Genomic DNA, 22514 nt, shown 5'->3' with positions numbered 1-22514 from the left:
GTCTATCGATGACACGCTCGGAGATCGCGTGATAACACAGAGTGGACATGCCGCCCCCCGGCCAGCGGCGCCCCCACCCGCCGGCCCGCCCCTGGAGGTTCCCGGTGACCAGCCCGTTCGTCCGGCGCCGCCGCCTCGGCGCCGAACTCCGGACCCTCCGCGAGCAGAGCGGCATGACCGCCGACGAGCTGGCCCGCCGCATCTACCGCTCCCGCATGACCATCTCGAAACTGGAGAACGCCCGCTGCCGCCCCGACATCGGCGACATCGTGAAGATCATGAAGATCCTCGGCGTCACCGGCGACAGGTTCGACGCCCTCTTCAAGATCGCATGCGACGCCGCCGAACGCGGCTGGTGGGACAACTACGGCGACGCCATGGGCCCCCGCCAGCGCATGTACGCCGACCTGGAGTCAGGCGCGGCCTCTATTCACGGCTATTACCAAATCGCCATCCCTGGGATCTTGCAGACTCCTGACTTCATCTGGGCGCTCGTGGACCTCGATCGTGCTGACGGACCGTTGCCGTACCAGCCGGAACGTATGGTTCAGGCACGTCTTCAGCGCCAAGAGGTGGCATTTAGCCCGGACGGCCCGAAATGCCACCTCATCCTGGATGAATTCCTGCTTCGACGCCTAGCGGTGCCCAGGAACGTGATGCGCGCCCAACTGCTGCACTTGATCGAAGAGGCATCATCCCAACCCCGGCTTCGCCTTCGCGTACTGGACATTGACGCTCGTATCGAAGGTGGCTTCTCAGCCAAGTCGCCCTTCTCGATCTACAACTTCCCCGACGCCGATGACGCGGCGATGGCCGTAGCCGACACCGTCAACACCGACATCGTGCACACCGAGGCCAAAGACGTTCGGCGCTACATCGAGCTGCACCGAAGGTTGTGGGACGCCTCTCTCTCAGAGGTCAGAAGCCTGGATCTCCTCGAAGCAACGGCTAACCGGCTGACCAAGCTGGCAGGATCGTAGCCATGACCCCCCAGTACAGCAGCTGGCGCAAATCAAGCCACAGCACACCCAACGGCGACTGCGTCGAGGTCGCGCGCTCTGCCCACGGCACGATCAACGTCCGGGACAGCAAGCAGGCACAGAACAGCCCAATCCTTGAATTTACACCCCACGAGTGGACTGCTTTCACACAGGCACTCCGCTCCATCGACTCCCAAGCAACCAGGTAGGGGGCCCTGTTCCTCCAAGCCGTCCGGTCCGCATAGCCCGACCCACCATCCCCGGGTACGCGCTCTACGTACGGCACGATCAACGTCCGGGATAGCAAGTCTTCGTACGATCATGAGGGCATGCCGGAACAGATCCCCGACCACCTGGAAGCCGTCGGACCAGGTTGGCGTCCCCTGCTGCAACGTCTCCACGAGGACTTGCTCGCTGTTAGCCCCGACTACAGCGTCCAGCAGGTCAAGGAGAAATACGGACTGCTGCGCGTCTACCTGTACACCGGCTTGCTACGCCATATGGCCACAGGATCCGACCGATTGCCCGAGCCGCACGAGGCGGATCGCTACAAGCGGGAGGACGACGCGGCGCGGCGCCTCGTTGACTCCGCGGAGGAGGAGTCGGGCAGGATCTGCGAGGCCTGCGGGAACCCCGGCCGGACCAGAGACCGCGCCTGGATCAAGACCCTGTGCGACCACTGCGCCGGCCACTGACCCCCCTCTGGGAGTGAGGTCGCGGGTCCCACCACCCCGAACCGCGGCAGGTGATAGCGGCTCACCAGACCGTGTCGTCCGCAGGACGGATAGAAACATGACACAAGGTGTCAGGTTTTGAAGCGAGCATGGGGTTCACCGGTCGCGCCGATGGGAGCGTGACCGGCCTTACGGATGGACAAGGAACCGCATGCGCGAAACGCGAGAAGAGCTTGAAGAGCTACAGGCCCTGCTTGACACCTCTCTGGCCCGCTCCTCGCCGCACCTCCGCTCGATCATCGGCACGGAGAGCACGCTGTCCGCGGAGCAGCTCACAGGAGTCCTCACCGGCATGTGCACCCTGGCTCTCTCCACCGTGACCGCGAAGGGCGAACCGCGGATCAGTGGCGTGGACGGGCACTTCCTGCACGGCAAGTGGCACTTCGGCACGGCGCGCGGCGCCGTCAAGGCCCACCACATGGCCGCACGCCCGGCCGTCAGCGCCGCGCACATGCGCGGTGAGGAGCTGGGTGTGTTCACGCACGGCACCGTGGAGATCCTCACCCCCCAGGGCGGCGAGCCGGCCGCGGACTGGCCGGACCTGCTCTCGCATCTCAAAGACTTCTACGGCGACGACTCCTTCGACTGGGACCGCGAGGTCGTCTACTACCGGCTGCATCCGCACTGGATAAGCGTCTATGCGTCCGATATCGCCAAGCTCACTTCGGCGGTGTGAGGCTGCCCTGAACGGGACCGCGACAGGCCTCCAAAGGTTCGGCTGGGTCACCGTCGGGCGCATTGCCTAGTCGGTGACCCAGTCCATGTGCTCGATCCATTGGACGAACAAGTCGCGGTCGCCCAGGATCTCCAGCGCTGGGGTCTCGTCCAGGGGGCGGCGCCTGCTGATGACGAGCAGCAGGTCGGTGGCCGGGCCTCGGACGGCGACGTCCGCCTTGGTGTGCGCGTGTTCCAGGGCGATCTGGTCCGGTTCCCGGCGGGCCACCCACTCTCCGGACGCGTCGGTGGCGTGGAAGTGCAGGGTCTGGCCGTTGCCGGCCATCGCCTTGGCGAAGTCGGGCCTGTTCTCCCAGTAGCCGCGGGAGGTCAGCGTGTCCAGCCAGTCCTCGGTGGCCGCGACGGCGTGCTCCGGGTCCAGCTCGTAGTGCGTGCCGAGCGCCGAGGCCGCGTCCGCGCGGTGGACGCACGCCTCGCCGAACAGCCGGCGGGACCAGAACGGCACGCCCGCGGCGGCGCCGGACGGGTCCCACACCGGCGTGTCGTCCTCGACCGAGTCGAACGCCTGCTTCGCCTGGGCCGCGCCGTCGGTCAGCCAGGCGCGCCACTCGGCCGGGTCGGCGGGAGCCGGGGCGTAGCGGGCGTACGCCTCGCTCGGCTCGCTCATCCGCTCGCCCACGAGCATCGCCACCATGCGCTGCGTCGCGCCGACATGGTCGACGAGATCGGCCAGCGTCCACTTCGGGCAGGTCGGCACCGGGGCCGTCGCATCCCGCCCGTCCACCCAATCGGCGAAGGTGTTCGTCTGCTCCACGACGGCATTCAGGTACGCGGACGTGTCCATCTGCACCTCCAGGTTCGGCTCTTTTCCCATGCCGACGACGCTAGGAGCGGGCCCACCGCGCTCGCATCGGTCGAATGACTGCCGTGTCGGCGTCGGCGCGATGGGCCCGCTGGTCACGGACGGGCCTCGTAGACCAGGTTGAACGGGGTCTCCGCCACCCGGCGGAACGTCCGGAACCCGGCCGCCTGCACCACGGGCCTGATGCCCGCCTCGCCGGCCTGGTTGCCCAGCGCGTCGTCGGCGCCCTCGGAGATGGCGTGCGGCACGCACAGGAACGTGGAAGCCGAGTAGTAGACCCGCCCGACCGGAGTGAGGTTGTCCTCCGGGACGTCGCCCGCGAACGGCTCGACGATCAGCCAGACACCGTCGTCGGACAGCACCGACCGGATGTGCCGCGCGGCGGCGACCGGGTCGCCCATGTCGTGCAGGCAGTCGAACGTGGCCACCAGCCCGTACGCGGTCCCCGGGAAGTCCTGCGCCCGCGCCACCGCGAACTCGCACCGGCCGTCCAGGCCCGCCTCGGCCGCCGCCTTGCGGGCGAGCTCGACGGACTCCGCGTGCGGGTCGAACCCGCGCACGGACGAGGCCGGGTAGGCGTCGGCCAGGATGCGGGTCGAGGCGCCGAGCCCGCATCCCACGTCGGCCACCGCGATGCCGGCGCCCAGCCGGCCGGCCAGCCCGTCCACCGCCGGAACCCAGGAGCTCAGCAGGTTCGCGACGTACCCCGGGCGGAAGAAGCGCTCGCACCCGGTGAACACGCCCGGATGGTGCTCGCCCCAGGGCATCCCCCGGCCGGTCCGGAACGCCTCGGCGATCCTCGGCTCGGCGGCCAGGCTCGACAGCGCGAGCTGGAAGGCGCCGGGGAGCCCCGGCCCGTCGGGGTCGGCGAAGGCCAGCGCCTGCTCGGGGGTCATCCGGTAGCGCCCGCTCCCGGCGTCGTAGGTGATGTAGCGGCCGGCGGCCTGCCCGGGCAGCCACTCCCGGACGTACCGCTCGGACGTGCCGGTGCGCTCGGCCAGCTCGGCGGCGGTCAGCGGGCCCGCCTCCGCCAGCGCACGGTACAGCCCCAGCCTGTCGCCGATGAGCACGTTGCCGGCCGACATCGTCGCGCCGAGATCGTTGACGAAGCGGTCCAGCAGCTCGGCGAGCCGGGATTCGTCGATGGTGGTCATGGCATCCTCCCGCAGATGCGGCGAATCTGATGCCCTTACCCTGCGCCGGCGACGTTGGGCCGCCATTGCGCCGACCTTGGCGCGACCTTAACGCGCGCTATCCGAGCAGCTCGGTGTAGGCGTCCTGGACCTCACGGCACGGGTCGACGCCCAGCTCGTCCCGCAGCAGAACGCGCAGGCGCTCGTACACCGTCAGCGCCTCCGCGACGTTGCCGCCGGTCGCGAGGGTGCGCATCAGCAGCAGATGCCCGGTCTCCCGCAACGGCGCCACGTCCAGCAGGTCCCGCGCCGCCCGCTCGGCTCCCGGCAGCTCCGGGCCGCCCAGCTCCAGGCACGCCGTGGCGTAGCACTCCAGGGCCCGGACATGCATGGTCTCCAGGCGTCGGCGCCACGATTCCGCCCACGGGCGGTCGGCCTCCGGCAGGAACGGACGGCGCGCCACGAACTGGGCGGTCAACGACAGGGTCCACGCCCGCCGCCATTCGCGCAGAGCGACCGCGGACTCGGCCGTGTGCAGCGCCGAGGCCGCCACCTCGACGTCGACGTACGCCGGTTCGGGCAGCCGGAGTGACAGCGTCCCCCTGCCCCGGAGCACCTCCGGCCCCACCACCGCGCGGACCTTCGAGACCAGGACGCTGAGCGCGGCGGGCGCCCCCGGCGGCGGCGAGTCGCCCCACAACGCCTCGATGAGCGCCTCTCGGGGCACCTGCCGCGGCCGGGACAGGACCAGAAAGCCCAGCAGCAGCCGCCCCTGCCGGCCCGGCAGGGCGTGATCGACGCGCCGGCCGCGCACCTCCGCCGCGAACGCGCCGCAGAGCTGCACGCGCGTGGCGCCCGCCGGCTCCGCTGATCCGTCCATCCGACACCTCGACCTGCCGCACTGACCCTGGAGGCTACCCTGCTGGGAAAGGAGCACCCCATGACCCGCCAGGTTCGATGCGAATGCGGCTACGTCGCCCGCGGCGACACCGACGACGCCGTGATCTCCCAGGTGCTCGCGCACCTCGCGGCCGACCACCCCGAACTCGTCGGCATCGAGACCGCCGACGACATCCGCGGCTGGATCGAGCTGCTCCCCGACTGACGGGCCGTCCCGTGGACGGCCGTTCTCCGGTGATCGAGCAGCGGCGTGCCACGAGCGCGGATCTCGCGCCCCGGCAATTCGAACGGCTTTCTCCGAACAAGAAATACAAAGGCCATTCGAATTCGTCGCGACCGCGAGAAGGCGGCTGAATTGACTATTAAGAATGGACAAAAAATATAAGACGATCTATGCTCAATGTGGCAGCAGGGACGGCGGGTGGCGACATGACGACGGCGCAAGGCGGCCTGCCCCGGCACCGGACGGCGCCGCGGGCCTCCGGGGGACGGTGAGCGGGGGGATGCTCGGACGCGTCCTCCGCCGCAGGTGGTTCTGGCCGGTGGTCGCGGCGGCGGCGATCGTCCTCATCTCCGGGTTCGTGCTGGCCGAGCCGAGGGCGGACGGCGACGGGACGATCCGCGTGATGACCTACAACCTGCGCGGCGTGAACGAACCGCCCCCGAGGGACTGGAAGACCCGGCGGCCGCTGGTCGAGCACCTCCTGGACGAGCACGACCCGGACCTGCTCGGCGTCCAGGAGGGGCGGTGGCGGCAGATCCGCGACCTGGCCCGCCTCCTGCCGGACTACGGGTGGATCGGGCTGGGCAGCCAGGGCGGCACCCGCGACCAGTTCCTGTCGATCTTCTACCGGAAGCAGCGGTTCGAGGTGCTGGACTTCGACCACTTCTGGCTGTCCGACACCCCCGCCGTGATCGGCTCGGCCACCTGGGGCAACCGGTACGTCCGGATGGTGACGTGGGCCAAGTTCCGCGACCGGCGCACCGGCGCGGTGCTCTACCAGGCCAACACTCATCTGGACAACCTGTCCGCGGACTCGCGGGTGAAGAGCGCCCGGCTGATCCTCGACCGCGTGCGCGACTTCCAGGCGGGCGCGCCCGTCATCCTCACCAGCGACTTCAACGCGACCGCCGGAGCGTCGCCGGTGTACACGATCCTCACCGCGCCGGACGCGTTCCGCGACACCTGGACGGCGGCCGAGCGGCGCGGCCCGCTGTACGGCACAGAGAACCACTACCTGCCCCCGCGGCGCGACGGCGAGCGCATCGACTGGATCCTCGCGCGGGGACCGGTCAGGACGGTCTGGTCCGAGATCGACCCCTACCGGAACGGCGAGATCTACGCGTCCGACCACCATCCGGTGATCGCCCGGGTCAAGGTCGCTTCCTGACCGTCACGAGCCCAGGAAGCCGAGCAGGGCCGCGGTCAGCTGGGCCGGGCGGTCCTCGGGCAGCAGGTGCCCGGCCTCCCCGATGACGCGCAGGCCCGCGCCGGGGATGAGGGCGGCGAGCTCACGGCCGCGGTCGGCGGGGACCCAGCCGTCGTCGGCGCCCCAGCACACCAGGACCGGCAGGTCGATGGCGGCGTAGCCGGCCCGGATGCGGTCGATGTAGGACGGGTCGTCGCGGCGCTGGACGAGCTGCCGGTAGAAGGCGTCCTGACCGCCGGCGCCCAGCCACGGGGCCGTCAGGGCGTCCAGCACGTCCGGGTGCAGGCCGGGCGAGCTGGCCGTGGCGACGTACTCGCGGAGCAGGGCCCGGTGCAGCGGCCCCGGCAGCGACCGGAACACGCCGGCATGCTCGCCCACCACGGCGAAGAACCCGCTCCCCCACGGCGGCAGCGACACCGCGTCGACGAGGGCCAGCCGCCGGTAGGCGACGCCGCGGTCCACGTGCGCGCCGAGCGCGACCGCACCGCCGGAGTCGTGCGCGACGACGTCCGGACGCGCCAGTCCCCAGTGCTCCAGGAGTTCGGCGAAGGCACCGGCCAGGGCGTCCAGGGAGAGATCCTGCCCGTCGGCCATGGACGAGGCGCCGTAGCCGGGCATGTCGAAGACGTACACCGAGCGGGTGACCGCCAGGGCGCGGGCGACGTCACGCCAGATGAACGAGGAGAACGGCGTGCCGTGCACCAGGACGACGGGCTCGGCGTCCGCATCGCCCAGGCGCTCCCATCGGATCTCCCCCAGCGTGCCGCCGAAGCCCTTGCCCAACGTCCACTCGTCCGGTGACATGCCCTCTCCCTGTGCCGTGCGGATCAGCCATCCGTGTCCCTGCCCGCCTCGCCTACGGATCAACGCCGGAGTGGCGAGCGCGCGAAAGCCCGCCGCACGGGCGTGCGGCGGGCTTTCCCGAGGATGTGCGTCAGACGAGGCCGGCCTTCTTGAGCCAGTCCTCGGCGACCTTCTCCTGGTCGTCCTTGTCGATGGCGACCCGCTTCATCATGTCGAGGAGGTCCTGGGTGGTGAGCTTGGCGGAGACGGCGTTCAGAGCCGCCTTCCCCTCCTCGTTCACCGCGGACTTGTTGATGAGCGGCGTGACGTTCTGGGCGCTGAAGACGTTCTCCGGGTCTTCGAGGACGACCAGCTTGTTCTCCTGGATCGTCGGGTCGGTGGTGAACAGGTCGGCGGCCTGGATCTTGTTCTCGGTGAGCAGCTTCACCAGGGTGGCCTGGGCGCCGGCGTCGAACGGCTGGAACTTCTTGAACTCGAGGCCGTAGGCCTTCTTCAGGCCGACGAGGCCCTGCTGCCGCGTCTTGAACTCGGACGGGCCGGCGATGGTGAGGTCCTTCGCGACCGGCTTCAGGTCGGCGATGGACTTCAGGTTGTACTTCGCGGCCGTCTGCGGGTTGACGGTGACGGAGTCCTTGTCCTCGGCCTGCGCCGAGTTCAGGATCTCGACGGAGGGCGGCAGCTTCGCCTTCAGCTCCTTGTTGATCGCGTCGGTGGTCGCGGCGGTGCTCTTCTCGTCGACCGACGTGGTCAGCAGGGCGCCGTTGTACTCGGGCATCACGCTGATTCCGCCCTTGACGACCTGGTCGTAGTAGATCTCGCGGGCGCCGATGTTGAATTTGCGGGTGACCTTGACGCCCTTGGCCTCCAGGGCCTGCGCGTAAAGCTCGGCGAGCAGGTTGCTCTCGGGGAAGTTGGCGCCGCCGACGGTGACGGTGCCGTTCCCGCCGCCCCCGGCGAGCGGGTTCTCGTTGTCGCCGGAGTCCCCGCTGCCGCAGGCGGACAGCGCCAGTGCGGCCACCAGGCCGACGACCGCGCCACGGATGAGTTTCTTCATTGCTCTAGTCCTTAGATCAGGAGGAACGGGCGGAGCCGAGCAGGCCCGGCGAGACGACGACGCGGCGCAGCGCCGCGAAGACCAGCTGGACGATCACCGCGAGCAGCACCACCAGGACCGTGCCGCCGACGACGAGCTGGTAGTCGTTGCGGGCCAGGCCGTCGATGATGTAGCGGCCGAGCCCGCCGAACCCCGGGTAGGCGGCAATGGTGGCGGTGGCGACGACCTGGATCGCCGACGTGCGGAGCCCGAGCAGGATCAGCGGCAGCGCCATCGGCAGCTCGACCCGCCCGAGCACGCCCCAGCCGGTCATGCCCATGCCGCGGGCCGCGTCCTTGGCGTCGGCGTCGACGCCCCGGACGCCCTCGAACGTGTTGACCAGGATCGGCGGGACGGCCAGCGCCACGAGCGCGACCAGCACCGGCGTGATGCTGTACTCGATCACGACGACGAACAGGATGAGCCCGAAGGTGGGGATCGCGCGGGCGAAGTTCGCGAGCGTGATCGCCAGGAAGCCGCCGCGGCCGGTGTGGCCGATGAGCAGGCCTACCGCGAGCCCGATGACGGCGGCGCAGAGCAGCGACACGCCGCTGTAGTAGACGTGCTGGAGCAGGCGGTGCGGGATGCCGTCGCCGCCGTGCCACTGCGACGAGGCGGTCAGCCACGTCCAGAACAGGTCGATCTGGTTCCACACGTCGTTCATGAGGTCTTCCTCGCCCTGGCCCAGGGGGTGAGAAGGCGCTGGACGGCGACCAGGATCGCGTCCGTGACCAGGGCCAGCAGGATGATCAGGACCGTCGCGGCGACGATCTGCGTCTGGAACTGGAGCTGGTAGCCGCGGATGATGTCGGCGCCGAGCCCGCCCTGGCCGATCAGCTGGCCGACGGCGACGAGGCTGATGGACGAGACGGCGGCGACGCGCGTCCCGGCGATGACGATCGGCACGGCGATCGGCAGCTCGACCCGCAGCAGGCGCCGCAGCGGCCCGAAGCCCATCGCGGTGGCCGCCTGCCGGACGGGCTCGGACACCGACGCGAGGCCGTCCACCACGTTCGGCACGAGCACCGACAGGCTGTAGAGGGTCAGCGGGATCATGACCGTGGCCGCCGTGAGGCCCGTGTAGTCGATGAACAGCATGAACAGCGCGAGCGACGGGATCGCGTACAGCACGTTCGAGATCGTCAGCGTCGGCGGGTAGAGCCAGCCCCAGCGGCGGCACAGCACGCCGAGCGGCAGCGAGATGACCAGCCCGAACACGACCGGCAGCAGCGCGAGCCGCAGGTGGATGAGGGCGTGCTCGGTGAGGGTGTCGGTGTGCTCGCCGATCCAGCCCCAGTCGATGTCCATCAGCCGCCGTCCTTCGACAGCGACGGCGCCTCCGCGCCGGCGGCGTCCTCGGCGGCGTCCTCGGCCGCGTCCTCGGCACCGTCGTCGTCCCCGGCGGCGCCGGGCGCGTCCCGGGTGCCGTGGGTGGGGACGGCGAGCAGTTCGGTGCCCGCGGCGGTGCCGGCCACGGCGCCGGTGGCGTCGACGCCGACCGCCAGCCCGGACGGGGACAGCACGGCCGCGTCCAGCGCGACCCGCACCGAGTCGGCGCCGACCTGGAAGGTGGGGCCGACCGGCCTGAGCGGCGCCTCCCCGAGCGGCCCGGTGGCCTCCGCCGGGCGGACCCAGCCGAGGGGGCGCCGCTCGCCGTCGACGACCAGCACCCACTCCAGTCCGGCGGCCTCCGCCGCGCCGGCGCTCGCCGCGCGGATCGCGTGGTCGCTCAGCCGCACCCCGCCCGTGCCCGCGAAGGACAGGGTGCGGATGCCGCGGTTCTGGCCGATGAAGCCGGCCACGAAGTCGTCGGCGGGGTGGGCGAGGATGTTCTCGGGGCTGTCCAGCTGCACGAGCCTGCCGCCGGTCTGGAACACCGCGATCCGGTCGCCGAGCTTGATGGCCTCGTCGATGTCGTGGGTGACGAACACGATCGTCTTGTGCAGCTCGTCCTGGAGGCGCAGGAACTCGTCCTGCAGTTCCGCGCGGACGACGGGGTCGACGGCGCTGAACGGCTCGTCCATCAGCATGATCGGCGGGTCGGCCGCGAGCGCGCGGGCGACGCCGACGCGCTGCTGCTGGCCGCCGGACAGCTGGAACGGGTACCGCTTGCCCATGGACGGGTCGAGCCCGACCCGCTTCATGAGCTCCGCCGCCCGCTCCCGCGCCTTCTTCTTGTTCCAGGACAGCAGGTAGGGGACGGTCGCGATGTTGTCGATGATGGTGCGGTGCGGGAACAGCCCGGCGTGCTGGATGACGTAGCCGATGCCGCGCCGCAGCTCCGCCGGCTTGCGCTCGCGCACGTCCTGCCCGTCGATGAGCACGCGCCCGGACGTGGGCTCCACCATACGGTTGATGGTCCGCAGCGCCGTGGTCTTGCCGCCGCCGGACGTGCCGACGAACACGGTGATGCGGCCGGTGGGGCATTCGAGGCTCACGTCGTCGAGCGCGACGGTGCCGCCCGGGTAGCGCTTGGTGACGCCCTCAAAGGTGATCAACGATTCACGTCCTCGTCGGGGCGCCCGCGACGCCGGTGATCGATTCGGCCTTCTCCCCCACCGTAACCAGTGGGTACGGTCTCTTCAGTATCCCGGCCTATCCGGAAACTTCCGATCTGGAGGATAACTACCGGGATTCCCGGGAAAGTAGCGTTGCGGCGTGGAGAACAGCCGAATCGTTATCGATGGGACGAATCTCACCTGCGCGCTGCTGGTGCGCGCGGCCCGCGAGGACGTGACGATCCTCACCGCGCCCGCGGGCGTCGAGCGGGCGCAGGCCGCGTGGCGGGTCGCCCGCGAGGTCGCCGCTTCGCAGCCGGTGTACGGGCGGACGACCGGCGTCGGCGCCAACCGCGTCGTCGACGTGGAGTGGGAGGACGCCGACGCGCACGGCCTGCGGCTGCTGCGCAGCCACGCGGCGGGCGCCGGGCCGCTGGTCGCGCCGGAGATCGTCCGGGCGATGCTCACCGTCCGGCTGAACCAGATCGCGGCGGGCGGCTCGGGGGTGGAGCCGGGCGTGCTGCAGGCCCTCGCGGACGTCCTCAACCTGGACCTGCTGCCCCCGGTCCCGGTGTACGGGGCGATCGGCACCGGCGACCTGACGGCGCTGGCCTCCACCGCGCTGTGCCTGCTGGGCGAGCGGTCGTGGCTGGCGGGGCCGGACGGCGTCCCCGAGCGCGGCCCCGGCTACCGGCTGCGCTCCGCCGACGCGCTGGCGTTCATCAGCTCCAACGCGGCCACGCTCGGCGAGGCGGCGCTCGCGGTCGCCGACCTGCGCGAGGCGCTCCGCGCGTCCACGGTCGTCGCGGCGCTGTCGCACTTCGCCGTCCGGGGCTCGGAGGAGCCGTACGCGCAGCCGGTGCAGGACGCGTGCCCGCACCCGGGCCAGCAGGAGGCCGCGGCGGCGATGCGGGCGCTGCTCGCCTTCGACCGGCCGGCCCCGATGCGCATCCAGGACCCGTACGGGTACCGGGCGTTCCCGCAGGTGCACGGACCGGCGCTGGAGGCGGCCGGGTACGCCGAGGAGGTCGTCACCCGCGAGATCAACGCCGCCGCCGAGAACCCCCTCGTCGACGTCCACGGCAGGACGGTCTGGCACAACGGCAACTTCCACACCGCCTACGTCGGCCTCGCCCTCGACTCGGCCCGCGCCGCCCTGTTCCAGACGATGGCGCTCGCCGCCGCCCGCCTCGGCACGCTCGCCGAGCCGTCGTTCACGGGCCTCTACCCGTTCCAGGGGGAGACCGAGGCGTCCTCCGGGATCATGATCCTGGAGTACGTGGCGCACTCGTGCCTCGCCGACGTCCGGCGCCTGGCGACCCCGGCGGCGCTCGGCAGCGCGGTGCTGTCGCGCGGCGTCGAGGAGCACGCGGGCTTCTCCACCCAGTCGGCCCGCGCGACGACCGACGCCGTCGCCGCCTACCGGCTGGGGCTGGGCTGCGAGCTGGTGGCCGCCGTCCGGGCGCTGCGGATGCAGGGGCGCGCGCCGTCCGGCGGGCCGCTCCGGTCGGCGGCCGACCTCGCGGAGCCGGTCCTCGACCCGCGCATCGGGGACCGGCCGCTGGACGCCGACATCGCCGCCGCGGCGGACCTGCTCCCCGACCTGGCCCGGCTCCATCCCTGACCCTCAGCCGGCCGGCCCGGCCTCGCCGGTGGACGCGCGCACGCGCAGGGACGGCTCGCGCACCACGCGGCGCTTGCGGGGCTTGCCGTCGATGACGTCGACGACGAGCCGGACGGCGGAGTGCACGATGCCGTCCATGTCCCAGTCGACGCTGGTCAGCGGCGGGGTGAGCAGCGCCGACATCGGATGGTTGTCGTACCCGCAGACGGCGACGTCGCCGGGGACGGCCAGGCCGAGCGCGCGGGTGGCCGCGTAGACGCCGTAGGCGATCGAGTCGGCGAAGCAGAACACGGCCGAGGGACGGTCGGCCCCGTCGAGCACGCCCAGCGCGACCTCGGTGGCCTCGCCGAGCGACTGCGGCACGACGACCACGTCAACGCGGAGGCCGAGCCGCTCGGCCTCCGCGTTGACGTGCACGTCGGCGGGGCGGTCGGGGGTGCTGGCGCGGGTCGGGGTGAACACGGTGACGCGGCGGTGGCCGAGGTCGCGCAGGTGCTCCAGCGCGAGCGTGACGCCGCGTCGGTTGTCGAACACGACCTCGCCCTGCGACTGGCCCCCGTGCAGGGCGTCGCCGACGGACACCACGGGGACCGTCGCCGCCAGCTCGGTCCACAGCGGGGCGGACGGGTCGAGCGGCTGGACGATGAGCCCGTCCACCCGCTGGTCGCGCAGCCGCCGGGCGAGGGCCAGCTCCCGCTCGGGATCGCCGCCGGCGTCCACGAGCAGGGCGTAGCGGTCGCGGGCGAGCAGCGCCCGGCCGATGCCCACCGCGAGGGACTGCTGCCAGTAGTCCTCCAGGGAGCCGCACAGCAGCCCGACCTGGTCGGTGCGGCCGCTGGCGAGGGCGCGGGCGATCGGATGGGCCTCGTACCCGAGCTGCTCGGCCGCCGCGCGGACGCGCTCCTGCGTCTCCTCCGAGGTCTGGATGCCGCGCAGCGCGTACGACACCGCCGCGGGCGACAGCCCGGTCGCCTGCGCCACTTCGCGGATGGTCGCGCGCTTGCGCTTCTCCGACATCCTTCCAACCCTAGAGGTCGCCACCGACGAACCAGAGGACCCGTCACTTGACGAATGCTTCCTGAACCGGTTCACTGAAACGGTTAACTGATGCGGTTCAGCAATCCCTGCCAGCAACGTCGCAGGGATGACGAGCGAAACGAACCGCGATCGACGACTGTTCGGAGAGGAGCGAACCCGTGTCTTCCGAGGTCCTGCCCCGCGCCACCGGCTTCGAGAACCTGCCCGGCCGCCCCCTCGACAAGCGGGAGCTGCGCGAGCTGGTGGACGACCTGGCCGAGCAGCCCGGCCTGTGGCGGCAGCACGTCGCGTTCCCGGAGGGGCGGCGCCACTACGCCTCCCTGTACCGGGACGAGCACGTGGACGTCTGGCTGCTGTGCTGGACGCCTCAGAACGACACCGGCTGGCACGACCACGACGTCTCGTCCGGGGCCGTCCGCGTCGTCGCCGGGGCCATCGAGGAGAACAACCCGCGCATGGGCGGCGAGCCCGTGCGGACCGTCGTCCGGGTGGGGCGGTCGTTCTGCTTCGGCCCCGAGCACATCCACCGGCTCACCGGGATGGACGACGCCAGCGTCTCGATCCACGCCTACTCGCCGCCGCTCGTCCGGCTCGGCCAGTACTCGATCGACGCGTCGGGCGTGATGCGGCGGGAGCCGGTCAGCTACACCGACGAGCTGCAACCGCCGGCGGACCCGGCCTGAGCCTGGAGCCCCCGGCGGGCCCGACCGGGGGAGATGGGCCCGCCGGGGGAAGCACGTCCGGCCGAAGCCCGCTCACATCGGCCGGACGCCATACCCACTCAGCGCCCCTCACTTCCGATGTGTCACACCCGCCCGGGACCGGCTCGCGGTCACCGGGGCAGGGGCTGGAGCCGTCCGGGCGCACCATCGGTCGGTGAGGGCCGCCACGGCGATGACGACGGCGAAGCCCGCGGCGGCGCCTCGCAGGAGACCCGCCTCGTAGTAGGTGTCGGTCACCAGGCGTACGGCCGCGTAGCAGGTGGCCGCTCCGGCGAAGAGGGCGACGAGTGCCTGGACGGCCCAAAGCGCGATGCGGGTTCTCGCCTCACCGGCGAGCGAATCCCGGAGAGCGCACACCCCGGCGACCAGGACGATGACCAGTCCGGCCGCCGCGGCGAGCAGCGGAGTGCCGAAGTTCACTCCGTACCGGACGGCGAGAGCCGGGACGAAGAACACCAGCAACGCCCAGCGCAACCCGAACACGACCGACGACAGGGCGACACCGGCCTCACGGACGCTCACCCTGGACGACGCCCAGCGCGCGCCCGCGAGAACGCACAGCGCGATCGCCGCACCCGGCAGGCGTCCACCCGCATGGCCGAGGTTGTAGAGCAGGGCGGTGTCGTACACGGTCAGGACCAGGTGCCCCAAGGCCCAGACGGAGACGGCGAAGAGCAGCATCTGCGCGAACGACATGGCTTCGCAATCGGTGTCCTCCTGCCTGGCCAGCCACTGAAGGAGCAGCGGGGTCGCGATGGCCGAGCACGCTCGGATGACGATGTCGTCCACGGTGTAGGGGTTGTGCAGATCCCACTCGACCGTGCAGAAGACGAAGGTGTACGAGATCGACGCCGCCCATACCGGCCATGAGCCGGCCAGGCGCCGGTACAGGCCACCGTCCAGCCACCGCAACACCGTGCAGTAGGCCAGCAGGACGAGGGGTAGTTCAAGGAACGCCTGCACTCGCAGTACGGACGGCGCCAGCAACTCCGGAAGCGGAAAGTGGTCTGCCAGACCGCGCATGGCGGGGCCGTCCTCAAGGGCGAACCAGCCCTCCGGTAGGTACCTGGCGATGAACGCGGCGTCCCCGCCGTGCACGCGCAGCACGTACACGGTGAAGAGCACCTGGTTCACATAGACCAGCAGCACCACCAGGCCAAGGAAGACCTCTGGGCAAGCCCAGCGGCGAGCAGGCGCGTGCGGACGGTCAGTGGTGTCCCGCGTCAACCGGAGTGCGAGCACGAGGCTCAACGCCGTCGACAGCAGGACCGCTCCGTCCACCCCGATCGCCATGGCCGACCAACGTAGCCCCTTGCGCGGGCGGGCGCATCGACTCCAGGGACGCCGGACGCGCAGGCCGCGATCCCACATCGCCCGCGGCGGCGGCGGAGTCTCAGTAAGATGCCGGGTGGTCTCCCGAATATTTGGTGGTTCTCCATGACATCTCGCCGCACCCGACGCGGCGCGGCGACCCTGGTGCTGTGCCTGAGCCTGGTGGCGGTCTCCGCGCTCGCGGGCTGCTCGCTGCTCGCGGAGTCGGTGCACGAGCGGGCGGCGGCGGACGGGCCGAAGAAGGACGGCGCGTCCCGCAAGGCCCCCTCGGTGGTGATGTTCCTCGGCGACAGCTACACGGTCGGGGACCGGGGCGTCGAGCCGGAGTCGACGTACGCGTCCGCGACGGCGCGGCTGTTCGGCTGGCAGGTCGTGGTCGGAGGACGGTCCGGCACCGGCTTCGTCGTCCGGGGCCGCACGCCCTACGCGTTCCTCGGCCAGTTCGAGAGCCAGCTCGGCTGGCGGCCCGCGCCCGACATGCTGATCGTGTCCGGCGGCCACAACGACTGGCGGACCCCGGCGCCGCAGGTCGCCGCGGCGGCGCACCTGCTGCTCCAGCGCGCGAAGCAGCGCTGGCCAGGCACCCACATCGTGCTGATGGGGCCGCTCTGGGGGACGGGCACGCCGGTGCCGGGGGCGATCGCGGTCCGGAACGCGCTGAAGAACCTCGCCGGGCAGGTCGGCGTCCCGTTCGTCGACCCGATCGGCGAGCAGTGGATCACCGGCGACCTGGTGACCGGCCAGGGCAACGCGCCGCGGCTCATCAAGAAGGACCGCACCCATCCGACGCCGGCGGGCCACCTGTACGTGGCGACCCGCCTGGCGGCGGACCTCAAGCGGATGGGCCTCGCGCATCCCGTCCGGAAGGGCTGACCTCCTTTCCGGGGGGTGTGGGGGTCGTCCCCCCCACGGAGGCAGGCCCCTCAGCCGGACGCGGGCCGCGCGAGGGTGAGGGAGAAGTCGCCGGCCTCGTCGGTCCAGAACCGGGCGAGCTCCATGCCCGCGGCGCCGAGCTCGGCCGCCATCCGCTCCCGCCGGAACTTGGCGGAGACCTCGGTGCGCATCTCCTCCCCGGCCGCGAACGACACCTCCAGGTCGAGGCCGCCGACGCGGACGTCCTGGTCGCGGACGGACCGCAGCCGCATCTCGATCCACTCCTCGGCCGGGTCCCAGATCGCGACGTGCTCGAACGCCTCCGGGTCGAAGTCGGCGCCGAGCTCCCGGTTGATGACGTACAGGACGTTGCGGTTGAACTCGGCGGTGACGCCGGCCGCGTCGTCGTAGGCGCGGACGAGCCGTCCCGGGTCCTTGACGAGGTCGGCGCCGAGCAGCAGGAAGTCGCCGGAGGCCATGGTGGCGCGCAGCCCGCCGAGGAACCCGACCCGCTCGGCGGCCGGCATGTTGCCGATGGTCCCGCCGAGGAAGGCGATGAGGCGGCGCTCCCCGCCGGGCAGGAGGTGCAGGTGCTGCTCGTAGTCGGCGACGACCGTCCGGACGGTCAGGTCCGGGTGGTCGGCTGCGATGCCCGCGGCGGCCTCCTCCAGGAAGTCGCCGCTCACGTCCACCGGCACGTAGGAGCGGAGCGTGCCGGCCAGGGCGCCGAGGAGGAGCCGGGTCTTCTCCCCCGACCCGGCGCCGAGTTCCAGCAGCGTCCGGGACCCGGTGGCCGCGGCGATGTCGGGCGCCCGCGCGACGAGGATCTCCCGCTCCCGCCGGGTCGGGTAGTACTCCTCCAGCTTCGTGATCTCCTCGAAGAGCGCGCTGCCGCGCTCGTCGTAGAACCACTTGGGCGGCAGGGTCTTCGGTGTGCCGGTGAGCCCGTCCCGGACGTCCTGGCGGAGCGTCTTGGCGAGGTCGTCGGCGGTCAGGAACCGGTCCACGTGGTTCTCCTTCACAGCGGGTCCAGGCGCACGCCGGCGGCGAGCCCTGCGGTGACGAGCGTGCGGTCGGGGACGGGGCGCCAGCCCGGGCCGTCGTCGAGCGGCTCGGACGCGATCTGGATCGCGTCCCCGCCCTCGCGCACGAACAGGGAGTCGCCCCAGGTCGTGGCGGCCAGGGCCGTCCCGTCGGAGGCGAGCAGGTTGTAGCGGCCGGGGGCGAGCGCGGTCACCGCGGACACGGCGGCGGCGAGGCCGTCGCCGAGCGGGAGGCCGTCCCGCCAGTGCCGGACGGCGAGCGCGAACAGCGGCGCCGAGTCGACCGGGGCGCGGGCGTCGGGCACGCCGGCCACGTCCCCTGCCAGGTCCCGGAGCTTCGCCTCGGCACCGTCGTAGCCCTCGATCTTCCCGTTGTGGCTGAACAGCCACGGCCCGGCGCGGAACGGCTGGGCGCACGACTCGTCCACGGGGAACCCGACCGTCGCCGACCGGATGGCCGCCACCGCGCAGGACGCTCGGACGGCTCCGGCGACCTCGCGGAACGACTGGTCCGTCCAGATCGGCTGGGCGCGGCGGAACCGCACCGGAGCGGACCCGTCCTGGTACCAGCCGACGCCGTACCCGTCGGCGTTGAGGAGGTTCCCCTGGGTCATCCGCGGTGCGTACGCCTGGGTCTCCAGCGAGTACTTCCCCTCGTAGACGAGCGAGTGCAGCGTCCGTTCAGGCCCGAGGTAGCCCAGATGGCGGCACATTCAGCGCGCCTCCTCAGGAGTGCGGGCACACCGGAAGCCGGAGAAGATCTGCCGCCGGATGGGATAGTCCCAGTTGCGGAACGACCCGCGTATGGCGAGCGGGTGCGTCGCCCAGGAACCGCCCCTGAGCACCTTGTAGTCGGGCCCGAAGAAGACTTCCGAGTACTCCTTGTAGGGGAACGAACGGAAGCCGGGATAGCCGTGGAAGTCCGATGACGTCCACTCCCACACGTCCCCGAGGAGGTGCCTCACCCCGTACGCCGACGCACCCGATGCGTAGGAGCCGGTCTCTGACGGACGCAGCGCCTTCTGCCCGAGGTTGGCGCGCCCTTCCTCGTACACGTCGCCCCATGGGTAGCGGCGCGACCGCTCGGTGGACGGGTCCCAGCGGGCGGCCTTCTCCCACTCGGCCTCGGTCGGGAGCCTCTTCCCCGCCCACCGCGCGTAGGCGTCCGCCTCGTACCAGCACACGTGCTGGACGGGCTCTCCGGGCGGGACGGGTTCCGTCCGCCCGAACCGGCGCCGCACCCACTGGTCTCCGTCGCGGCTCCAGAAGGCGGGAGCGCGCTTGCCGCTGCGGTTGCGCCACTCCCATCCGGCGGGGTCCCACCAGCGCGGCTCGTCGTAGCCGCCGGCCTCGATGAACGCGATGTAGGCCGCGTTGGTCACCGGTTCCACGTCGATGTAGTACGCGGGCAGGTCGACGATGTGGACGGGACGCTCGTTGTCGTACGCCCATGGCTCGTCCGAGGTCCCCATCTGGAACGGGCCCGCCTCGATCAGAACCTCGTCGGCCTGTGTGCCTTCGCCGGGTGTCTGCAACGGTTCCGCCGCAGGGTCGAGCAGGGCGGGGGCTCCCTTGCGGAGCTGGTGCGTGGCCAGCATCGTCTCGTCGTGCATGTGCTCGTGCTGGACGACCATCCCGTACACGAACCCGCCCGACGTCAGCGGGTTCGCCGTGTCGAACCGCACGGACGACAGGGAGTCGAGCACCTTGGAGCGGACCGTCCCGATGTAGGCGCGGGCCTCGTCCGGCGGCAGGAGCGGCAGGGTCGGCCGTTCCGAACGCGGATGCTCGAACGCGTCGTACAGGTCGTCGATCTCGGGGCGCATCGCCTCCTGGCCGGTGGCCGCGCGGAGCAGCCACAGCTCCTCGTAGTTGCCGACGTGCGCGAGATCCCACACGAGCGGCGACATCAGCGGCGACACCTGCGCGGTGAGGTCCTCCTCGGCGAGGACGTCGGTGGTGAGGCCGAGGCTGCGGTCACGGACGGCGCCGAGCTCGCCCGCGATCAGTTCCTTCAGGTCCGCCTCGCCGGCGGTCGGGGAGCTCATGTCGGATCCTCCAGGGAGAGAGACGGGTGGTCGTCGGCGGGGCAGCGTCCCCGCTCGACGTACCGGTGGGCGTACTCCTCGACCAGCGGGACGAGGCCGGGCGCGCCGAGCCGCGGCAGCGCCTCCAGCGCCGCCGCGAAGCACGCCGCCGCGGCGGCGGCCAGCGACGCGTCGGACAGCCCGCACCGGGCCGCCTCCGCCCACAGGTGCGCCACCGGTTCGGCGGCGGCCTCGGCGGCGCGCGACGCGGCCGGGTCCTCCAGCAGGGCGGTGGTGACCGCGACGGGGACCGGCCAGTACGGGCCGGGCAGCGCGTCGATCATCCGCAGCTCCAGCCAGCCGCGCGGGCGGACGGGCGGGAACAGCGTGGACAGGTGGTAGGTCAGGTCGTCCTCGCCGGGCTCGCCCTTGTCGAGCCACTCCAGGAACGACATCCCGGGGTCCGACACCCACTCGCCCTCGGCGGTCTGGACGAGCATGACCTGGGCGTCGAGCGCGTACCGCGTCCACGCCTCGGCCGGGTCGCCGTCCGCCCCGCCCCGCAGGACGGGCAGGGTGCGGCACGGGTCCAGCTCGGTCCAGATCGCCTGGCGGGACGAGCGCATCCCGGTGCGGCGGCCGGCCCGCAGCGGCGAGTTGGCGAACGCGGCGACGAGCACCGGCCCGAGCGCGTGCACGAGCCGCCAGCGGCGGGCCGCGTCCCGGGCGTCGGCGCCGATGTCCAGGTTCACCTGGACGGACGCCGTCGAGCACATCATCGCCATGCCCGCGTCGCGAAAGCCCCCGGCGCGGAAGTAGTCGCGCATGCAGGCGTAGCGGGGATGGTCGGCCTGGAACCGGGGCCGCCGGACGGGGTCGACGCCGTGCCCGGCGAGCGCGAGCCCGGCCGGTGCGAGGGCGCCCCGGACGTGGGCGATGTCGCCGCCGAGCGCGGCGTGCAGGGCACCCAGGCCGGGGAACGGCGCGGAGCTGAGTTCGAGCTGCCCGCCCGGCTCGTAGGTGATCCGGCTCCCGCCGGGCGGCGGCCCGGCCTCGTCCACAAGGGCGCGCACCCGTTCGCGCGGCACGTACGCGGCCGGGTCGGCGGCGTCCACCACGAACCACTCGGTCTCGGCGCCGACCGTCCCGGGAGGGCCCGTCTTGAAGCAGACGCCGCGGATGTGCTGGTAGACGCCGTCGACCGTCAGCCGGGTCACCGTTGACTCCTCACGTGAATCGATCACGGGTTCGAATCCTTCCCTGCTGAACCGGATCAGGAATCCGCTGTTTTCGGGAAGTTGCCCAAATCTCCGTGAACGTCACTGTCCGCCCCTGTCTCGGCTACCTTCCGTGCTATTCGACGTAACGTCCGATCCCAGACTTCTCACCGGTTGACCTGAGGCGCTAGAGTCCCGCCAGCCAGCGGTATGCACCATTTGTCGGACTGCTGGCGCACCCGGACGGGGAACGGGAGGTCAGATGCGCGGGGACCTGGACTCGCTCTACGACGCCCACGCCGACCGCCTCTACGCGTACTGCTGGTCGCTCGTCGGCGACCGGCACGCGGCGGCGGCCGTCGGCGCCACCTTCAGCGCGGCCGTGCACCAGCCACCGCGCGGCGACAGCGTGCTGTGGCTGTACTCGCTCGCCCGGACGACGTGCGCCGAGCGCGGCGCGTTCACCGGCGAGCTCGGCGGGCCCACGGTCGACGGCCGCGGCGGGCCGCTGTTCGCCGGCTCCGACCCGCTGCTGCGCGCCGCCGCCGCCCTGCGCGCCGACCACCGCGAGGTCCTGCTGCTGTGGGCGGGCGAGTGGCTCGAAACGCACGACATCGCCCGCGTCCTCGGCGTCGCGCCCGACACCGTCGCGCAGTTGCTCAACGCGGCCCGCACGCGGCTGGAACGGTCCGTCCTCGACATCCTGATGCGCGGCACGGCGCAGCCGCGGCTCGACCTCATCACCGCGTTCGAGAAGGGGAGGCTGCCGCGGCTGCTCGCCGGGACGGCCCCGTCCCGCGCGCCGGGCTGGCTGCGCGCGCAGGTCCTCGCCGCCTGCGAGGCGGAGGCCACCCGGCCGCTGCCGAGCGTCTCCGCGCCGAGCCCGCTCGTCGTGATCGGCCCGCGGGCCGAGGACCGCCCGAAGCGCGGCCTGTCGGCCGGGGTGTCCAAGGGCTTCGGCGCCGCCGCGGGCTTCGCCGCGTCCGCCGCCGCCGTCATCGGGCTGCTGGTGTCCTGGCCCGCGGCCAAGGGAGGCGGCGCCTCGTCACTGGTCCCGACGGCGGGCAACGGGCAGACGCAGCCGGCGTCGACGCAGACCCACGGCGTCCCGCACGACCCGCTGCCCGGCCTGCCCGGATCGGGAACCCCGGAGAGCGGGCCGAAGAACCCGGTCGCGGGCGCCCACGAGAGCCCGCCCCAGCAGACCGGCGGCACGCCCGGCGGCGGCACGGCCGCGGCGCCGCCCGCCGCACCCCCGTCGAGCGCGCGGGAGAAGCCGCCGGCGTCCGCCACGCCGTCGAAGCCGCAGCCGCCGGCCACGCCGCCGGAGGAGACGCCGACCACTCCCCCGGACTCGCCCTCGGAGCCGACCACGCCGCCGGACGACGGCTCGACCGGTCCGACGACGCCGCCGCCGAGCGGCACCCCGACCGACCCGCCGCCCGGCGACCCGGGGACACCGAGCCCGAGCCCCACGTCCAACCCGACGCCGCAGCCGGGCCAGGGCTGACGCGCCAAGCAGCGAGGCG

24 protein-coding genes are annotated in these 22514 nt (G+C 72.0%); 10 read left to right on the top strand and 14 right to left on the bottom strand.

Going from position 1 to position 22514, the window contains the following annotated elements; all coding sequences use genetic code 11:
- Nucleotides 1–104: 104 nt before the first annotated feature.
- The 4 genes from ABGB11_RS14650 to ABGB11_RS14635 all read left to right on the top strand — a co-directional run bounded on the left by ABGB11_RS14650 (nucleotide 105) and on the right by ABGB11_RS14635 (nucleotide 2390).
- Entirely contained in the window at nucleotides 105–980 is an 876-nt protein-coding gene (locus ABGB11_RS14650; protein WP_347632844.1) for a helix-turn-helix transcriptional regulator, read from the top strand.
- A gap of 2 nt (nucleotides 981–982) precedes the next feature.
- Nucleotides 983–1189 carry a DUF397 domain-containing protein gene (locus tag ABGB11_RS14645; RefSeq protein ID WP_347632842.1) on the top strand — a complete coding sequence of 69 codons (207 nt, stop codon included), beginning with the start codon at nucleotides 983–985 and terminating at the stop codon, nucleotides 1187–1189.
- 120 nt (nucleotides 1190–1309) lie between these two features.
- Nucleotides 1310–1675 (top strand): hypothetical protein, encoded by a 366-nt coding sequence (locus tag ABGB11_RS14640; protein ID WP_347632840.1) that lies wholly within the window; start codon nucleotides 1310–1312, stop codon nucleotides 1673–1675.
- 190 nt (nucleotides 1676–1865) lie between these two features.
- Nucleotides 1866–2390, top strand: coding sequence for a pyridoxamine 5'-phosphate oxidase family protein (locus ABGB11_RS14635; RefSeq protein WP_347632838.1), 525 nt, complete (start codon nucleotides 1866–1868; stop codon nucleotides 2388–2390).
- A 66-nt stretch (nucleotides 2391–2456) separates the two neighbouring features.
- On the opposite strand, the gene ABGB11_RS14630 is transcribed toward ABGB11_RS14635, so the two are convergent.
- The 3 genes from ABGB11_RS14630 to ABGB11_RS14620 form a co-directional block, all read right to left on the bottom strand.
- A complete protein-coding gene (locus tag ABGB11_RS14630) occupies nucleotides 2457–3263 on the bottom strand; it encodes a maleylpyruvate isomerase family mycothiol-dependent enzyme (RefSeq protein WP_347632836.1) in 807 nt (268 codons plus the stop codon).
- A gap of 83 nt (nucleotides 3264–3346) precedes the next feature.
- Complete coding sequence (locus ABGB11_RS14625; protein WP_347632834.1) at nucleotides 3347–4405, bottom strand: methyltransferase domain-containing protein; 1059 nt, start codon at nucleotides 4403–4405, stop codon at nucleotides 3347–3349.
- A 97-nt stretch (nucleotides 4406–4502) separates the two neighbouring features.
- Nucleotides 4503–5264, bottom strand: a complete 762-nt coding sequence (locus ABGB11_RS14620; protein ID WP_347632832.1) for a BTAD domain-containing putative transcriptional regulator — start codon at nucleotides 5262–5264, stop codon at nucleotides 4503–4505.
- A 60-nt stretch (nucleotides 5265–5324) separates the two neighbouring features.
- On the opposite strand from ABGB11_RS14620, the gene ABGB11_RS14615 reads away from it, so the two are divergent.
- A complete protein-coding gene (locus tag ABGB11_RS14615; protein ID WP_021598022.1) occupies nucleotides 5325–5489 on the top strand; it encodes a DUF1059 domain-containing protein in 165 nt (54 codons plus the stop codon).
- A 298-nt stretch (nucleotides 5490–5787) separates the two neighbouring features.
- Nucleotides 5788–6675: an endonuclease/exonuclease/phosphatase family protein gene (locus ABGB11_RS14610; RefSeq protein ID WP_347632830.1), complete on the top strand. Its 888-nt coding sequence runs from the start codon at nucleotides 5788–5790 to the stop codon at nucleotides 6673–6675.
- Between the two features lie 3 nt (nucleotides 6676–6678).
- Here the strand turns inward: ABGB11_RS14610 and ABGB11_RS14605 are convergent, their stop codons facing one another.
- The 5 genes from ABGB11_RS14605 to ABGB11_RS14585 all read right to left on the bottom strand — a co-directional run bounded on the left by ABGB11_RS14605 (nucleotide 6679) and on the right by ABGB11_RS14585 (nucleotide 11109).
- Nucleotides 6679–7518, bottom strand: coding sequence for an alpha/beta fold hydrolase (locus ABGB11_RS14605; protein WP_347632828.1), 840 nt, complete (start codon nucleotides 7516–7518; stop codon nucleotides 6679–6681).
- A 130-nt stretch (nucleotides 7519–7648) separates the two neighbouring features.
- Nucleotides 7649–8572: an ABC transporter substrate-binding protein gene (locus ABGB11_RS14600; protein ID WP_347632826.1), complete on the bottom strand. Its 924-nt coding sequence runs from the start codon at nucleotides 8570–8572 to the stop codon at nucleotides 7649–7651.
- Between the two features lie 16 nt (nucleotides 8573–8588).
- The gene (locus tag ABGB11_RS14595) at nucleotides 8589–9275 is read right to left on the bottom strand and encodes an ABC transporter permease subunit (protein ID WP_347632824.1); all 687 of its coding nucleotides are present in this window, start codon (nucleotides 9273–9275) and stop codon (nucleotides 8589–8591) included.
- Nucleotides 9272–9919 carry an ABC transporter permease gene (locus ABGB11_RS14590; protein WP_347632822.1) on the bottom strand — a complete coding sequence of 216 codons (648 nt, stop codon included), beginning with the start codon at nucleotides 9917–9919 and terminating at the stop codon, nucleotides 9272–9274. Before ABGB11_RS14590 ends, ABGB11_RS14595 begins: the two co-directional genes overlap by 4 nt.
- Nucleotides 9919–11109 carry an ATP-binding cassette domain-containing protein gene (locus tag ABGB11_RS14585; protein ID WP_347632820.1) on the bottom strand — a complete coding sequence of 397 codons (1191 nt, stop codon included), beginning with the start codon at nucleotides 11107–11109 and terminating at the stop codon, nucleotides 9919–9921. The genes ABGB11_RS14590 and ABGB11_RS14585 overlap by 1 nt, the downstream gene beginning before the upstream one ends.
- Before the next feature lie 160 nt (nucleotides 11110–11269).
- Between ABGB11_RS14585 and ABGB11_RS14580 the strand changes: the two genes are divergently transcribed.
- Entirely contained in the window at nucleotides 11270–12733 is a 1464-nt protein-coding gene (locus ABGB11_RS14580) for an aromatic amino acid ammonia-lyase (RefSeq protein WP_347632818.1), read from the top strand.
- Between the two features lie 3 nt (nucleotides 12734–12736).
- Here ABGB11_RS14580 and ABGB11_RS14575 read toward each other — a convergent pair whose 3' ends face one another.
- Nucleotides 12737–13750 (bottom strand): LacI family DNA-binding transcriptional regulator, encoded by a 1014-nt coding sequence (locus tag ABGB11_RS14575; protein WP_347632816.1) that lies wholly within the window; start codon nucleotides 13748–13750, stop codon nucleotides 12737–12739.
- 179 nt (nucleotides 13751–13929) lie between these two features.
- On the opposite strand from ABGB11_RS14575, the gene ABGB11_RS14570 reads away from it, so the two are divergent.
- On the top strand, nucleotides 13930–14454 hold the full coding sequence (locus ABGB11_RS14570; RefSeq protein ID WP_347632814.1) for a cysteine dioxygenase family protein: 525 nt from the start codon (nucleotides 13930–13932) through the stop codon (nucleotides 14452–14454).
- A 108-nt stretch (nucleotides 14455–14562) separates the two neighbouring features.
- Here the strand turns inward: ABGB11_RS14570 and ABGB11_RS14565 are convergent, their stop codons facing one another.
- A complete protein-coding gene (locus ABGB11_RS14565) occupies nucleotides 14563–15786 on the bottom strand; it encodes a hypothetical protein (protein ID WP_347632812.1) in 1224 nt (407 codons plus the stop codon).
- Nucleotides 15787–15930: 144 nt separating this feature from the next.
- On the opposite strand from ABGB11_RS14565, the gene ABGB11_RS14560 reads away from it, so the two are divergent.
- Nucleotides 15931–16698 carry an SGNH/GDSL hydrolase family protein gene (locus ABGB11_RS14560; RefSeq protein WP_347632810.1) on the top strand — a complete coding sequence of 256 codons (768 nt, stop codon included), beginning with the start codon at nucleotides 15931–15933 and terminating at the stop codon, nucleotides 16696–16698.
- A gap of 50 nt (nucleotides 16699–16748) precedes the next feature.
- On the opposite strand, the gene egtD is transcribed toward ABGB11_RS14560, so the two are convergent.
- The 4 genes from egtD to egtA are packed head-to-tail and all read right to left on the bottom strand — an operon-like array spanning nucleotide 16749 to nucleotide 20985.
- Nucleotides 16749–17705 carry an L-histidine N(alpha)-methyltransferase gene (gene egtD, locus ABGB11_RS14555; protein WP_347632808.1) on the bottom strand — a complete coding sequence of 319 codons (957 nt, stop codon included), beginning with the start codon at nucleotides 17703–17705 and terminating at the stop codon, nucleotides 16749–16751.
- A gap of 11 nt (nucleotides 17706–17716) precedes the next feature.
- Nucleotides 17717–18454, bottom strand: coding sequence for an ergothioneine biosynthesis protein EgtC (gene egtC, locus ABGB11_RS14550; RefSeq protein ID WP_347632807.1), 738 nt, complete (start codon nucleotides 18452–18454; stop codon nucleotides 17717–17719).
- Nucleotides 18455–19789 carry an ergothioneine biosynthesis protein EgtB gene (egtB, locus tag ABGB11_RS14545; protein WP_347632806.1) on the bottom strand — a complete coding sequence of 445 codons (1335 nt, stop codon included), beginning with the start codon at nucleotides 19787–19789 and terminating at the stop codon, nucleotides 18455–18457.
- Nucleotides 19786–20985, bottom strand: a complete 1200-nt coding sequence (gene egtA / locus ABGB11_RS14540; protein ID WP_347632904.1) for an ergothioneine biosynthesis glutamate--cysteine ligase EgtA — start codon at nucleotides 20983–20985, stop codon at nucleotides 19786–19788. Before egtA ends, egtB begins: the two co-directional genes overlap by 4 nt.
- A gap of 262 nt (nucleotides 20986–21247) precedes the next feature.
- Between egtA and ABGB11_RS14535 the strand changes: the two genes are divergently transcribed.
- The gene (locus ABGB11_RS14535) at nucleotides 21248–22495 is read left to right on the top strand and encodes a hypothetical protein (protein WP_347632804.1); all 1248 of its coding nucleotides are present in this window, start codon (nucleotides 21248–21250) and stop codon (nucleotides 22493–22495) included.
- Nucleotides 22496–22514 lie beyond the last annotated feature (19 nt).

Origin of the sequence: Actinomadura sp. B10D3 (assembly GCF_039871695.1) — a bacterium.
Classification (GTDB): Bacteria; Actinomycetota; Actinomycetes; order Streptosporangiales; family Streptosporangiaceae; genus Spirillospora; species Spirillospora madurae.
This window is presented reverse-complemented; position numbering and strand designations above follow the sequence as displayed.